The sequence below is a fragment of the Nocardioides sp. genome, assembly GCF_041600255.1.
GTDB lineage: Bacteria > Actinomycetota > Actinomycetes > Propionibacteriales > Nocardioidaceae > Nocardioides.
Map to the genome: position 1 here is coordinate 1 of NZ_JBFIKK010000094.1, position 13,593 is coordinate 13,593.

A 13,593-nucleotide genomic window follows, 5' to 3' on the forward strand; every position below is an offset into this window, starting at 1 on the left:
CCCCCGGCGAGCAGGGCGGGCGCTGGGACACCGCCCGGATCTGCGCGTTCGGCGAGGTGCTGGCCTTCTACGGTCTCGGCTACTGGTACGCCTGGCAGGTCACCATCCTGGGTCTCGGCCCGATCTGGCAGAGCGAGAACGAGGCCGCCAAGGCCCGGGCCACCGAGATCCTCAAGCAGGGCGGCGTCTTCGCGTTCGGTCTCTCCGAGAAGGACCACGGCGCCGACATCTACCGCACCGACATGATCCTGACCCCGGACGGGGACGGCTTCCGGGCCAACGGCAGCAAGTACTACATCGGCAACGGCAACGTCGCCGGGATGGTGTCGGTCTTCGGTCGCCGCGAGGACGTCGAGGGCCCCGAGGGCTACGTCTTCTTCGCCGTGGACAGCCAGCACCCGAACTACCACCTGGTGAAGAACGTCGTCTCCGGCCAGATGTACGTCAGCGAGTTCCGGCTCGAGGACTACGCGCTCACCGCCGACGACATCCTGCACACCGGGCCGGCCGCCTTCGACGCCGCGCTGAACACCGTCAACATCGGCAAGTTCAACCTCGGCTTCGCCTCGATCGGCATCTGCGAGCACGCGCTCTACGAGGCGATCACGCACGCCGACAACCGGATCCTCTACGGCAACCGGGTCACCGACTTCCCGCACGTGCGCCAGGGCCTGACCGACGCCTACGTGCGCCTGGTCGCGATGAAGCTCTTCGGCGACCGCGCGATCGACTACTTCCGCTCGGCCTCCGCCGAGGACCGCCGCTACCTGCTCTTCAACCCGATCACCAAGATGAAGGTGACCACCGAGGGCGAGCGCGTCATCGACGGGCTCTGGGACGTCGTGGCCGCCAAGGGCTTCGAGAAGGACACCTACTTCGAGCAGGCCGCGATGGACATCCGTGCGCTGCCCAAGCTCGAGGGCACCGTGCACGTGAACATGGCGCTGGTGCTGAAGTTCCTGCCCAACTACCTGCTCGCGCCGACCGAGCTCGCCGAGGTCCCGCGTCGCCGCGACGCCGCCGACGACGAGTTCCTCTTCCACCAGGGTCCGGCCCGCGGGCTGGGCAAGATCCAGTTCGCCGACTGGCGTACGGCGTACGACGGCTTCGCGGACGTGCCGAACGTGGCGATCTTCCGCGAGCAGGCCGACGGCCTGGTCACGCTGGTGACCACCGCCGCTCCGGACGCCGAGCAGGCCAAGGACCTCGACCTGCTGCTCGCACTGGGCGAGCTCTTCACCACCGTCGTCTACGGCCAGCTGATCCTCGAGCAGGCCGAACTGACCGGCCTCGACCGCGGGATCGTGGACCGGATCTTCGACGTGCTGGTGCGGGACTTCTCGGCGTACGCGATCGACCTGCACGGCAAGGCGTCCTCGACGCCGGACCAGCAGGCGTGGGCGCTGGCCCACGTCCGCAAGCCGGCCACCGCGGCCGACGGTCACGAGAAGGTCTGGCAGCAGGCCCGCGACCTGGCCGGCACCTACGCGATGAACCGCTGACCGACCGACCGGTCGATCAGGGGTGGTCAGGGAAGGCGGATCCCGACCGGTGCCAGCAGGCAGCGCGAGGTGAGCCCGACGGTGTGGGCCAGCATCGAGCGGTGCCTGCCGGACAGGAACGAGAAGTGCCGGGTCGCCCACATGGTCTCCGCGCTGATCCAGGCGAGGTCGCGGGCCTTGTCGATGTTCCAGGCGCTGACCAGGTGCACCAGCGGCCCGATCTCGTCGTCGACGTACTTCTCGATGTCGGTCAGGAACGAGCGCCGGATCTCCGACTCGGCGCCGGCCAGCAGCGCGTTCACCGCGTCGTAGTCGCGGCGGACCGAACCCCGGCTGAGTGGGACGTCGCGGCTGCGGCAGGTGGCGATCACGGCGAGCGGGAGGTCGTTCTCGATGTGGGCGTTCATCCCGGCCAGCGCGAACTGGATCGGGAAGATGCCGCGGGTGGTGCGCTCCTCGAACAGGGGAGCCCAGGCGGCCGACACCTTGCGACCCTCGGCCGCGTCGTCGTACGCCGCCAGCCAGAGGGCGGCGAACCGGACGTCGAGCTCGGCCATGAAGGCCGGGTCGGCGAACATCGAGCCGGTCCCCAGCTCGGCCGCGACCCGCTCGGTGACGTCGAGGTACATCCGGTTGAAGACGGCGACGCCGTCGGAGGCCGGCAGGGACTCCTCGATGCTGCGGAGCCGGGCGATGACCTCCGCCACCGTGCCGGGTGACATCGTCGTGGTCATGGCCACCTCCGTCCGCGAGAACACCGAGCACCTCACGACCAGTAGACCAGTCCGCGGCGCCGCCCGGCGTCGGAATCCGGGGGCCGCTCGTCGTCGCCCCGGACTGGACGGCTGTCACCGAGGCGCGGATTCTTCTTCGCCGTGTGGTCACCCGGGGTCACAATCGGGTCGTGATCCGGGAGCACGCATGACCACGGGGGTGGGAGCCGGACCGTCGGGCAGCACGGGGGTGCTGCGTCGACGGCTGGTGCTGCACGGGGTGGTCCAGGGGGTGGGCTTCCGTCGCCACGCCGCCCGGCTGGCCCGCGAGCTGGAGCTGTCCGGGTGGTGCCGCAACGAGGCCAGCAGCGTCGTCGCCGAGGTGGAGGGCCCCTCCGAGGTGGTCGACGAGTTCGCCCGCCGGCTGACCGACGAGGCGCCGGCGCTCGCGGTGATCAGGACGGTGGAGTCGACGGAGCTGGAGCCGAGCGGCGAGCCGGGCTTCGCCGTGACCGCGACGGTGCCGCGGATCCGGCGGGTCCGCTGAGATGTCGGCCGAAGGAGCGCTGATGTTCGCGCGGTTCGCCTACCCGCCCGACGAGCTGGGGTACGCCGGCGCGGCGACGGCCACGTCGATGCGGATGCCGGGGGCGATCGCCGAGATCGAACGCCGTGCCCGCCGGTTCGACGGAGCCTGGGTCCACCTCGAGTTCCTCGCCGAGGTGCTGGAGAACGACGACCCGCTCTCGGAGGAGATCGTCGAGACCTACTGGATCGGTTCGGACCTGCTCTACGAGGTCGACTCCCGGACCCTCGTCACACGCCTGGAGAAGAAGCTCGTCGGTCAGGGCGAGGGGGTCGGGGGCACCTGGCGACACGCCCGGGCGCGGGCGATGGCCCACCACAGCTTCCAGGTCTACGAGGTCGAACCGTGGGCGGCGCAGCTCCGGTCGGGGGAGCAGCCGCGCTCGGCCGTCTCCTCGCTGAACGGCTGCCGGATTCGCTCCGGGGTGGTCACCGACGTGGACGGCGAGTGGGTCACGGCCACGACCCAGCTGCTCGCCTGGGACGGCGCACGCATGTTCGAGCAGGCTCCCGGGCTCGAGCGGGCGCGGTGGGCGGTCGACGGCAGGACCCTGATGGAGAAGCCGCCCGTGGTCGGCGACGTGGTGGCGCTGCACTGGGACTGGGTGTGCGGCGTGCTGACGATGACCCAGGCGATGCGCATCGATGCGCTGGAGGCGGCGCAGCGGGCCGCGGTCGGACTCGACGGCCGACCCCACTGACGCGGTGCCCGGCCGAGGCGCAGAATGGTTCTGTGCCCCGTACCGCAGGAAGCCCCTTCCGTCTGGCCGCAGCCGTCTCGGTGGCCGCCCTCGGCGTCGCGACGCTGACCCGATCGGCGCGGACGACGATCGGCCCGCGCGCGCTCGCCGACGTACGACGCTCGCTGGGGGCCGGCGGTGGCGTGCACGACTCCGACCACTTCGCCGAGGGCACCTTCCACAACACCGAGCCGATGCGGGTGGTGGAGTCCGGTGGTCGGCGTTCGATCGCGATGGAGTTCGCCACCAAGGGCCGGATCGGGAAGCCGGCCGGTGAGATCCCGCTGGTCCGGCCCGACTGGCCCACCCGCGCCGCGGCGTGCGCCGCGACCTGGCTCGGACACTCGACCGTGCTGCTCGAGGTCGGGGGCCGCTACGTGCTCACCGACCCGGTCTGGAGTGAGCGGGTCTCGCCCTCGGCCACGGTGGGCCCGCGCCGCCACCACCCGGTCCCCGCCCCACTGGAGGCGCTGCCGCGGCTGGACGCCGTGCTGATCTCGCACGACCACTACGACCACCTCGACACCGCCACCATCGACCACCTGACCCGCACCCAGACGATGCCGTTCGTGGTGCCGCTCGGCGTCGGCTCGCACCTGCGCGCCTGGGGCGTGCCGGCTGACCGCATCGTCGAGCTCGACTGGAACGAGTCGGTCGACCTCGCCGGTCTGCGGCTGACCTGTGCCGAGGCGCGGCACTTCTCCGGGCGACTGTTCACCGCGAACACGACCCTGTGGGCGGCCTGGCTGGTCGAGGCAGCGGGCCGCAGCGCGTTCTTCGGCGGCGACTCCGGCTACACGCCTGCCTTCGGCGACCTCGGGCGCCGGCACGGGCCGATCGACCTCACCGTGCTGCCGGTCGGCGCGTACGACGATCGCTGGCCGGACGTGCACATGACGCCGGCCGAAGCGGTGCGGACCCACCTCGACCTGCGCGGCGGCGTGCTGGTGCCGATCCACTGGGCCACGTTCGACCTGGCCTTCCACACCTGGTCCGCGCCGGCCGAGTGGGTGCGCGCCGAGGCCGCCGAGCACGGCGTCCGACTCGCGCAGCCGAAACCGGGCGAGCGGTTCTCCGCCGACGAGGACCTGCCCCGCCAGGAGTGGTGGACCGGCCTCTGACGCTGCCGGTCAGCGGCCCCTCAGGCCTGGATGCCGACCTCGTAGACGGTGTCCGCCGGGTGGCCGGCTGCGGCGTGGACCCGTTGGACTGCCTCGGCGTCGGGTGCCTCGGACAGGCAGAAGACCGTCCCCGTCTCGGGGTCGGCCCACGCGTGCTTGAAGTTGACGTTCTCCGTGTCCTGGATGGCCAGGTCGGCGTCGTGGGCCTGCTTGAGCCCCTCCGCCGTCACCCCGTTCATCCCGGTGTGTACGTCCATGAACTCCGGCATGATCACTTCTCCTTGGTGTCCCCCCACGCCCGACCCTCCTCCTGCGAGTGTCGATCCGCCATAGCCCGGATGCGTCAGTGCGCGTCCGGATGTCACCCGGAGCGGGAGGGGCGTCGACGGCTGGGCTCAGACGTAGTGGTTGTCGTGCGCGTAGCTCGCCGTCCCTCCTCGGCGCGGCAGGTCGGGTGGGGTGGCCGCGGGCCGGAAGCGGGCGCTGGCCTCGCCGCTGCCGGTGTAGGCCGGATCCGGGTAGGTCATCCTCGCAACGTACGCCGCGGGGGAGCGCCGCGGGAGTCCCCGCCGGACCATCGCATGCGACTGACTACCGTGGCAGCGTGGGAGGTCACGTGAACCAGCACCGCAGCATCGGCTCGCACGCCGTACGGGTGGCGCGGCGTCTCGCCATCGAGGCGGAGCGTCGCTGGGACGGCACTCGGATCCACCTGCACGCCGGACGCGAGCCCGAGAACTTCCGGATCGTGCCCTACCTCGGCATGGGCTCCCCTGAGCGGGTGCTGGTGCGCGGTCGGGTGCTGGACAACCCGGAGCCGTCACCTGCGGTCGACGGCGAGGGCACCTGGGCCGCCGTACGACGGACCGCGGCGCGCTTCCTGACCGACGAGTTGCCGGGGGTGCCCCTACGCCTGGTGGTGGGGGAGGTGGCGGCCGAGACCACCACGGACGCCGACGGCTACTTCGCCTTCGACCTCGAGGTGCCGCCCGGCACCTGCGAGGCGCCGTGGTCCGCCGGCCGCCTCGAGCTGGCCGGGGAGTACCGCGGCCTGATCGGGCCGCACCCGAGCCAGGTCCGGATCCGGGTGCTCGGCCCCGGCGCCCGCTTCGGGGTGATCTCGGATGTGGACGACACGATCCTGCACACCGGTGCCCAGCGGGTGGTGGCCATGGTCCGCGAGACGATCGTCGGCTCGGAGCTGACCCGGACCCCGTTCGCCGGCGCGCCCGAGCTCTACCGCGCGCTGGCCAAGCAGGGGGCCACCCAGGACAACCCGATCTTCTACCTCTCCTCCAGTCCGTGGAACCTGCACGGCTTCCTGCACAACTTCCTCGAGCACCGCCGCTTCCCGCTGGGGCCGTTGCTGCTGCGCGACCTGCTGGGCACCGAGGTGGACCGCAGCCACGACGCGCACAAGAGCCGTCACATCGACGAGGTCCTGGCACTCCACCCGGACCTGCCGTTCGTGCTGATCGGCGACTCCGGACAGCACGACCCGGAGATCTACGCGGCCGCCGTACGCCGCCACCCGGGGCGGATCCTGGCCGTGTACATCCGCGAGGTGCGGCTGGACCCGGGAGACAACCGGGTGGAGCTGATCACCGACGACTGGGACCTCGACGTCCCGTTCGTGCTGGCCGGCGACTCCGCCGAGGTGGCGAGGCACGCCGCAGGTCTCGGGCTGATCACGAAGGCGGATGTGCGGGCGGTTGCCCGCCCTTGCCACGACTGACCCGCCCGGGCACCATCGAGTCAGGAGGGGGAGGTTCCTGATGCCGAACGCACGCCCGACGCGCCCCGATCCGTCGACCCGCGTCCGGCTCGTGCTGTTCCCGGTCCTCGGCGCCGCCACGGGGCTGCTGCTGGGTCTGCTGGGCTACCTGCTCTTCGAGCAGTACACCGATGGTCGCGGCGGCACCCTCGAGGAGTTCCAGGGGATGGTCTCCAACCTGGTGCCTCTCGGCCTCCTGCTCGGCGGCGTCCTCGGCTTCCTCCTGGCACGCCCGCGCGGCCCGCGACCGCCGACCTCGTCATCGCACGAGCGCCGCCCTCCGGCCTGACGCAGCCGGACGAGGCCAGGTCTAGACCACTCTCAAGGCGCAGCTCCGGCCCGACCGAAGGGGCTGGTGAGCCCGCGACGCATGTCGTCGGCCTCACACCCTGGGGAGGGAGCATCATGAACATCTCATTTCGCCGCGCCCGGAGCGTGGCCGTCGCCGCCGTTGGGACGCTGACAGCATCGCTGCTGAGCGTCGGGCTGGTCGCGCCCGCCGGCGCCTCGACGCCGTACACGCCCTGGTCGGGATATCTCGTCGGATGGACGTCCGAGTACATCCCGACCAGCGAGAACGACTGTGTCGCCGGCCGGACCAACTGCGTCAAGCAGACCCTCAAGGAGCTGGCCCGGATCTTCGACCCGGCCGTGCAGAGCTGCGACCACGACGCGGTCTTCGCCCATGCCTACCTGCGGATCACCCAGACGTACGTGTGGAGCCGGGACATCCCCGGCTACTACCAGGACGTGCCGTTCGCGAACCACCAGGACGCCGTCTTCGCGAAGTACTACACCGACGCCTACACGAACTGGCACGCCGGCAACGTGACCGCGGTCCCGCAGTCCTGGCGCACGGCCTTCGAGGCTGCCCGGGACAAGCGGGTCTCGGCGACCGGGGACCTGTTGCTGGGGATGAACGCCCACATCAACCGCGACCTCGCGTTCGTCCTGGCGGCCGTCGGACTGGTCGCGCCGGACGGCTCCTCGCGCAAGCCCGACTACGACAAGGTCGAGGAGTTCCTGAACGAGGCGACCGAGGCGATGCTGGCCGAGGCGGCAGCCCGGCTGGACCCGACCCTGGACGACGCGGACGAGGAAATCGGCGTCGGGTACTGGGCCGTCTTCCAGGCGATCTCGGCCTGGCGTGAGAACGCGTGGCGCAACGCCGAGGACCTCGTCTCCGCGCCGACCGCCGCACACCGCGCGCAGGTCGCGGCCCGGATCGAGGCGCAGGCCAACGCGGTGGCCGACGGCCTCCTGCTCACCCACGGTCACCTGCCCGGTCAGTCGTCGCAGGCCCGTGACGCCTACTGCGCGATCCACCACGACGACCCGGCCCCGATGGCCTACCCCTTCGGAACGCCGGCGCCGTACGGGTACCACTGACCCACCGCCTCGGCACGCGTCGTCCGGGTCCGGGCAGAATCATCGCCATGGACCTGGACGGCGTGCTCGCGGAGATCCGGGCGCAGGTCGAGCCCAGCATCGGTCGGGGGGCCGTCGCCGACTACATCCCCGGTCTCGCCTCGGTCGACCCGCACCAGTTCGCGATGACCGTGGCGATGAACGACGGAGCCGTGCACTCGATCGGGGACAGCGACGTCCGCTTCTCCGTGCAGAGCATCTCGAAGGTCTTCACCCTGGCCCTGGTGATGGCCCGGGACAGCAACGACGTGTGGCAGCGGGTCGGCCGGGAGCCGTCGGGGAGCCCGTTCAACTCGCTGCTCCAGCTCGACCAGGAAGCCGGCATCCCGCGCAACCCCTTCATCAACGCCGGAGCCCTCGTCGTCACCGACCGGCTGCACCGACTGACCGGGGATGCCCGCAGTGCCCTGTGCGACCTGGTCCGCACCGAGAGCGGCGTACCCGAGATCGGCGGGGACGAGGCCGTGGCTCGCTCCGAGAGCGAGCGCGGCCACCGGATCGCGGCGATGGCGCACCTGCTGGCCAGCTACGACAACCTCGAGTGCCCGGTGGACGAGGTGCTCGAACAGTACTTCTGGCAGTGCTCGCTCTCGATGAGCTGTCGCGAGCTCGCCCTGGCCGGGGGATGGCTCGCCCGCAACGGCTTCCGCGCCCACGGCAGCCGGTTGCTGTCGTTGAGCCAGACCAAGCGGCTGAACGCGGTGATGCTCACCTGCGGCACGTACGACGCGGCCGGCGAGTTCGCCTACCGGGTCGGCGTGCCGGCCAAGAGCGGGGTCGGCGGCGGGATCCTGGCGGTGATCCCGGGTGTGTGCACGATCTGTGTCTGGAGCCCGGCGCTCGGGCCCTCGGGCAACTCCACGGCCGGCGTCGCCGCCCTGGACCTCTTCACCACGCTCACCGGCTGGTCGATCTTCTGACCGACGGGCACCCGGTGGCCCGGCCTCCTCAGCGCTGACGCGCCTCGCGCACCCGCTCGCGCACCCGCAGCAACCGCAGCATCGTGACCAGTCCGATGCCACCGATCACGTTGCCCAGCAGCGACCAGCCCAGCGCCACCAGCCAGGCGCCGGCGGAGATGTCCGCGCCGGCCATCATCGCGGCGAAGATGAACAGCGAGTCCAGGATGCAGTGGAACAGCTCGCCACCCGCGAGCAGGGCGCCGAACAGGATCGCCGGCACCAGCTGGATCCCGAGGCTGTCGGTGGCGTGCTGCATCCGGGTCATCAGCGTGATCACCGCACCGGCGAGGACCGCCAACATCAGGGTCTCCAGCGAGACGCCCAGCTCGGCGTAGTGGGTGCCGATCTCGATGGCGGTGCCGTGCAGGTCCGGCCGGGCGGTCATCAGGATCCACATCATCAGCGCCCCGCCGACCAGGTTGGTCAGCAGCGTCACGATCCACAGCCGCCCGAGACCCAGCAGCGTGCCGCTGCGGGCGACGACCGCCGTGACCGGGACCAGGAAGTTCTCGGTGAAGAGCTCGCTGCGGGCGAGCAGCAGCGCCACGAACCCGACCGAGAAGGCCAGGCCGGCGAGCAGGGTGCTGTCGGTGTGGTGCTTGACGACCAGGAACGCCAGGACTCCGGTGCCCACGTCGATGCCGCCCAGGGTGCCGGTGGCGACCATGGCCTCCAGCGGGCGTTCGAGGCGCTCGCGGCCCTCGTCGACGAGGCGGTCGAAGGCGTCCTCGATCTCGGGTTCGGGGCGATCGGGGTCGGTGGGCACGAGCGAACTGTGTCCAGCGGGGGGCCGTCCAAACCAGCGGGACCGGCGCGGACGCCCCTGCGCGCGGCCCTAGGCTGCGCGCATGGGCTACGAGTTCGACTCCCAGATCGAGGTCCTCCACGAAGGAGGCGGCCGCTACTCCGTCGACCTCGCGGCCGGCTGGCTGGTCGGCGGCGGGATCAACGGCGGCTACCTGCTGGCCGTCCTGGGCAATGCGCTGCGTGCCCACCTGCCGGGCAAGCCGGACCCGCTCGCGGTCAGCGCCCACTACCTCTCCGCGTCGATCCCGGGGCCGGCCGCCGTGCGCGTCGACGTACGCCGGGAGGGCGGCAGCGTGGCGACCGCTGCGGTCGAATTGGTCCAGGGCGACGACGTCCGGATCACCGCGCTCGCGACGTACGGCGACTTCGACCGGTTGGGCGACGACGTCCGGACCACGGCCCGGCAACCGGAGATGCCGGCCGTCGAGGACTGCGTCCCCAACACCGTGGCGCCGGCGGAGGTGCGCAAGTTCGCGCCCCTGATGGACCGGTTCGAGATGCGCTTCCACCCCGGGCAGGTCGGGTGGGCGGTCGGGAAGCCGAGCGGCAACGGTGTGCTCAGCGCCTGGTTCCGTCTGATCGACGGTCGGGAGCCCGACCCGATCTCGCTGCTGATGGTCGTCGACTCGCTGCCGCCGGTGACCTTCGAGCTGGGCATGCCCGGGTGGGCGCCGACGCTGGAGCTGACCGCGCACGTGCGGGCCAAACCGGCCCCGGGCTGGCTGCTGGTGCGCCACGAGAGCCGCAACGTCGCCGGGGGGATGTTCGAGGAGGACTGCGAGGTCTGGGACTCCGCCGGGCGTCTGGTCGCCCAGAGCCGCCAGCTGGCGCGCCAGCCGCGCTGAGGGCCTCGGCGATCGGCCCGAGGTGCGGGCAGCCTGCTCAGCGGTCGAACGTCGAGCGCCGCATCGCACAGATCCAGCGTCGACCCGGGTGCTCGGTGAGCGACCACAGCAGGTCGGTGGAGGCCCAGTAGGTCAGGTCCTCGGGACCGACCGGCGTGGCGGCCCGGTGCCGCCTGACCCGCCCACCGCGCCCCACCACCACCGTCCCCGGTAGCAGCGGACCGTGCGAGACGGTCCGGTACTGCTCACCGCGCGCGATCGCCACGCCCTGGGTTCCGGCAACCCCCTCGTGGTCGACGGCCAGCGGCCGGGACACCCCGTGGGCGTTCGCCGCTGGAAGGCCGGTGGTCGGGTCGAGGGCGAAGCGAGCCAGCCGGCGGCTCTGGTCCCCGCGCCCGTACTCGCCGGCGACGAGCTCGGGGGGCGTGGCGGCGCGGTCCACCGAGAGGAACGACCAGCGCAGCCGTTCGGCGCCCGGCTCGGCACCGCCGCGCATCTGGAACGAGACCGGGAGCAGGTAGCGGTAGCCGAAGCTCGAGACCCGACCCGCGCGGATCCCGAGCCGGTCCGGGTCGCCGCTGGCGACCGCATCGGGCACCCGGAGCAGGTCGTCGAGGCGACAGACCCAGAAGCCGCGCGCGGTGGCGGCGACGTACAGGTGGCCGCCCCACCAGACGATGCCGCCGGCGTGCACCCGCAACGGGTTCAGCTGCAGGCGGCCCTCCGCGTCGAGCTTGGGCGTCACGAGGAGCACGTGCCGGTAGCGGCGGGTCGCGAGGTCCACGAAGCTGATCCGGGCACCCCGGCTGCCGTCGTCGCCGTCCTCGTGCACGGGGCGGGCGTACCAGGAGGTGACCAGGACCCGCCGTCCGACGAAGTCGTCCCCGGCGGTGCCGTGGGGGGAGGCGTCGGCGGAGCTCGAGATGCCCTGCGGCCACCACCTCCTCGTACACCGGTCCGCGCGGTCCCACGCCAGCGCCTGCTCCACCGCGCTTCCCGGCGCTCGCCCGGGCACGCGGCTCCGGCGTGCGCGACGGTTCAGGTCGGCCAGGACCGCGTCCGGTCCCACGCGACCACCGAGCAGGTCGGCCAGCGCGGCCACCGCATCGGCCCGGTCGCCGGCGCGGGTCAGGTGGATGCCGTCGGGCTGGTCGTCGGCCATGCCTGCCACCGTAGTGGCCGGGGTGGAGCCTCCGTTACGGTCGCGGCATGACGACCCCCGCCACCGTGGTCGGCGCCGCGATCGTGCGCGCCGGGCAGGTGCTGGCCGCACGGCGTACGGCGCCGCCGGAACTGGCCGGGCGATGGGAGTTCCCCGGCGGCAAGGTCGATCTCGGTGAGAGCGACTCCGCCGCGCTGGTCCGCGAGATCCACGAGGAGCTCGGCTGCACGGTGGAGGTGGCGGGCTGGCTCTGCGGGAGCGCGCCGATCGGGGAGCGACTCGTGCTGCGGGTCGCGGTCGTCCACCTCACTGCGGGTGAGCCCGTCCCGCGCGAGCACGATGCCGTGCGCTGGGTCGCGGCGGACGAGCTGGCAGGCCTGGACTGGCTGGAGCCGGACCGCCCGTTCCTGGCCGAGCTGGCCGGGTGGCTGGGTCGATCCGCACCGCCTGCCGTGCGGCATGATGACCGCGTGAGAGGCATCTTCTTCGAGGAGTCGCACGCGCTCGCCGTGGTGGCCAGGCTGACCGCCGAAGGGTACGACGCAACGCTGGTGCGGGAGCGGCTCGCCGGTGAGGACGACGACGAGGACCACCCGTGGGCGGTCCTGACCGATGCGCCCCCGGTCACCCTCGAGCTGCTCGTGGAGCAGTACGACGGGTGGCTGGACGAGGAGGACGCGGACCGGGGTCCGACCCAGCCCACCCTGCCGCCCCTGGACCTCCCGGCCGCGCCCAAGCGGATCAAGCGGCCGTAGGATCGGGCCATGCCCTCCGACCAGCGCCTCCTGCTCGTGCACGCCCACCCGGACGACGAGACGATCGGCCAGGGCGCCACCATGGCCAAGTACGTCGCCGAGGGTCGCGGCGTCACCCTCGTCACCTGCACCGCCGGCGAGATGGGGGAGATCCTGGTCCCCGACCTCGAGCACCTGGCCGCAGACCAGACCGACGGGCTCGGGCTGCACCGCAAGGGTGAGCTCGAGCAGGCGATGAAGGAGCTCGGGGTGACCGACCACCGGTTCCTCGGCGGCTTCGGCACCTACCGCGACTCCGGGATGAAGTGGCACGACGACGGCCACGCGGTCGCCGCCGACGAGGTCCACGACAACGCCTTCTGGCACGCCGACCTGACCGAGGCCGCCACCCACCTGGTCGAGATCATCCGGGAGGTCCGACCGCAGGTGATGGTCACCTACGACGAGTTCGGCGGCTACGGCCACCCCGACCACATCCAGGCCCACCGGGTCGCCATGTACGCCGCCCAGCTCGCCGCCGTGCCGTCGTACCGGCGCGACCTCGGGGAGTCGTGGGAGATCGCCAAGATCTACTGGGGCGCGATGTCGGAGAGCCGGATGCGTGCCGGCCTGCGGCTGATGCGCGAGTCGGGCGACCACACGTCGTTCGAGGGCATGGACCCGGACGGGCCGCTGCCCGCGTTCATCACCCCGGACGAGCTGCTCTCGGCCGCGGTCGACGCCCAGGAGCACGTTGACAAGAAGATGGCGGCGCTCGCGGCCCATGCCACCCAGATCACCACCGACGGGCCGTTCTTCGCGCTGTCGAACAACGTCGGCAGCACCGCCTGGGGAGTCGAGTACTTCCGGATCGCCAAGGGCACGCTCGGCGAGGTCGGCGACGACGGTCTCGAGAGCGACCTGTTCGCCGGCCTCTGATGCTGCGTGCCCTGACCGGGCTGGCCCTGCTCGTCTGCGGGGCGGCCACCGGACTCGCCTCGGTCGCCCTGCACCCGCAGTGGTGGGGTCTGCTCCTCGCCGTCGCCGCCGACGACATCCACGAGAACGCCTTCTGGAGCGCCGACCTCACCGAGGCGGCCGCCCACCTCGTCGCGGTGATCCGCGAGGTCCGGCCGCAGGTGATGGTCGCCTACGACGACTTCGGCGGCTACGGCCACCCCGACCACATCCAGGCCCACCGCGTCGCGACCTACGCCGCC

General features: G+C 71.9%; 17 protein-coding genes. 12 read left to right on the plus strand and 5 right to left on the minus strand.

The annotated features are described in order from the left end of the window. The coding region (locus tag ABZE72_RS11695; RefSeq protein WP_372729206.1) for an acyl-CoA dehydrogenase family protein at positions 1 to 1,502 on the plus strand (1,502 nt) is incomplete at its 5' end. 26 nt (positions 1,503 to 1,528) lie between these two features. Here the strand turns inward: ABZE72_RS11695 and ABZE72_RS11700 are convergent. Then, complete coding sequence (locus ABZE72_RS11700) at positions 1,529 to 2,236, minus strand: DUF5995 family protein (RefSeq protein ID WP_372729207.1); 708 nt, start codon at positions 2,234 to 2,236, stop codon at positions 1,529 to 1,531. 187 nt (positions 2,237 to 2,423) lie between these two features. On the opposite strand from ABZE72_RS11700, the gene ABZE72_RS11705 reads away from it, so the two are divergent. The 3 genes from ABZE72_RS11705 to ABZE72_RS11715 are packed head-to-tail and all read left to right on the plus strand — an operon-like array spanning position 2,424 to position 4,661. After that, positions 2,424 to 2,762: an acylphosphatase gene (locus ABZE72_RS11705; protein WP_372729208.1), complete on the plus strand. Its 339-nt coding sequence runs from the start codon at positions 2,424 to 2,426 to the stop codon at positions 2,760 to 2,762. A 1-nt stretch (position 2,763) separates the two neighbouring features. Beyond that, positions 2,764 to 3,501, plus strand: coding sequence for a DUF6390 family protein (locus ABZE72_RS11710; RefSeq protein ID WP_372729209.1), 738 nt, complete (start codon positions 2,764 to 2,766; stop codon positions 3,499 to 3,501). Between the two features lie 32 nt (positions 3,502 to 3,533). Next, positions 3,534 to 4,661 carry an MBL fold metallo-hydrolase gene (locus tag ABZE72_RS11715; protein ID WP_372729210.1) on the plus strand — a complete coding sequence of 376 codons (1,128 nt, stop codon included), beginning with the start codon at positions 3,534 to 3,536 and terminating at the stop codon, positions 4,659 to 4,661. 20 nt (positions 4,662 to 4,681) lie between these two features. Here ABZE72_RS11715 and ABZE72_RS11720 read toward each other — a convergent pair whose 3' ends face one another. Both ABZE72_RS11720 and ABZE72_RS11725 read right to left on the minus strand, forming a co-directional pair. Beyond that, a complete protein-coding gene (locus ABZE72_RS11720; RefSeq protein WP_372729211.1) occupies positions 4,682 to 4,930 on the minus strand; it encodes an SCO4226 family nickel-binding protein in 249 nt (82 codons plus the stop codon). Between the two features lie 126 nt (positions 4,931 to 5,056). Then, on the minus strand, positions 5,057 to 5,188 hold the full coding sequence (locus ABZE72_RS11725; RefSeq protein ID WP_372729212.1) for a hypothetical protein: 132 nt from the start codon (positions 5,186 to 5,188) through the stop codon (positions 5,057 to 5,059). 77 nt (positions 5,189 to 5,265) lie between these two features. Here ABZE72_RS11725 and ABZE72_RS11730 point away from each other — a divergent pair, with 77 nt between their 5' ends. The 4 genes from ABZE72_RS11730 (at position 5,266) to ABZE72_RS11745 (ending at position 8,783) form a co-directional block, all read left to right on the plus strand. After that, positions 5,266 to 6,396: an App1 family protein gene (locus ABZE72_RS11730; RefSeq protein WP_372729213.1), complete on the plus strand. Its 1,131-nt coding sequence runs from the start codon at positions 5,266 to 5,268 to the stop codon at positions 6,394 to 6,396. A 40-nt stretch (positions 6,397 to 6,436) separates the two neighbouring features. After that, on the plus strand, positions 6,437 to 6,724 hold the full coding sequence (locus ABZE72_RS11735; protein ID WP_372729214.1) for a hypothetical protein: 288 nt from the start codon (positions 6,437 to 6,439) through the stop codon (positions 6,722 to 6,724). Positions 6,725 to 6,840: 116 nt separating this feature from the next. Next, on the plus strand, positions 6,841 to 7,824 hold the full coding sequence (locus ABZE72_RS11740; RefSeq protein WP_372729215.1) for a DUF5995 family protein: 984 nt from the start codon (positions 6,841 to 6,843) through the stop codon (positions 7,822 to 7,824). Positions 7,825 to 7,871: 47 nt separating this feature from the next. Continuing rightward, the gene (locus ABZE72_RS11745) at positions 7,872 to 8,783 is read left to right on the plus strand and encodes a glutaminase (protein WP_372729216.1); all 912 of its coding nucleotides are present in this window, start codon (positions 7,872 to 7,874) and stop codon (positions 8,781 to 8,783) included. A gap of 28 nt (positions 8,784 to 8,811) precedes the next feature. Here the strand turns inward: ABZE72_RS11745 and ABZE72_RS11750 are convergent, their stop codons facing one another. Next, positions 8,812 to 9,591 carry a formate/nitrite transporter family protein gene (locus ABZE72_RS11750; RefSeq protein WP_372729217.1) on the minus strand — a complete coding sequence of 260 codons (780 nt, stop codon included), beginning with the start codon at positions 9,589 to 9,591 and terminating at the stop codon, positions 8,812 to 8,814. Positions 9,592 to 9,673: 82 nt separating this feature from the next. Here ABZE72_RS11750 and ABZE72_RS11755 point away from each other — a divergent pair, with 82 nt between their 5' ends. Continuing rightward, the gene (locus tag ABZE72_RS11755) at positions 9,674 to 10,477 is read left to right on the plus strand and encodes a thioesterase family protein (RefSeq protein ID WP_372729218.1); all 804 of its coding nucleotides are present in this window, start codon (positions 9,674 to 9,676) and stop codon (positions 10,475 to 10,477) included. A 37-nt stretch (positions 10,478 to 10,514) separates the two neighbouring features. Here the strand turns inward: ABZE72_RS11755 and ABZE72_RS11760 are convergent, their stop codons facing one another. Beyond that, on the minus strand, positions 10,515 to 11,639 hold the full coding sequence (locus ABZE72_RS11760; RefSeq protein WP_372729219.1) for a hypothetical protein: 1,125 nt from the start codon (positions 11,637 to 11,639) through the stop codon (positions 10,515 to 10,517). Between the two features lie 47 nt (positions 11,640 to 11,686). Here ABZE72_RS11760 and ABZE72_RS11765 point away from each other — a divergent pair, with 47 nt between their 5' ends. From ABZE72_RS11765 to ABZE72_RS11775, 3 genes are all read left to right on the plus strand, one after another. Further along, positions 11,687 to 12,394 carry a (deoxy)nucleoside triphosphate pyrophosphohydrolase gene (locus tag ABZE72_RS11765; RefSeq protein WP_372729220.1) on the plus strand — a complete coding sequence of 236 codons (708 nt, stop codon included), beginning with the start codon at positions 11,687 to 11,689 and terminating at the stop codon, positions 12,392 to 12,394. Positions 12,395 to 12,403: 9 nt separating this feature from the next. Next, a complete protein-coding gene (gene mshB, locus ABZE72_RS11770) occupies positions 12,404 to 13,312 on the plus strand; it encodes an N-acetyl-1-D-myo-inositol-2-amino-2-deoxy-alpha-D-glucopyranoside deacetylase (RefSeq protein ID WP_372729221.1) in 909 nt (302 codons plus the stop codon). Further along, positions 13,312 to 13,593, plus strand: a 282-nt coding sequence (locus tag ABZE72_RS11775; protein WP_372729222.1) for a PIG-L family deacetylase, incomplete at its 3' end; no start/stop codon positions are given. The genes mshB and ABZE72_RS11775, both read left to right, overlap by 1 nt.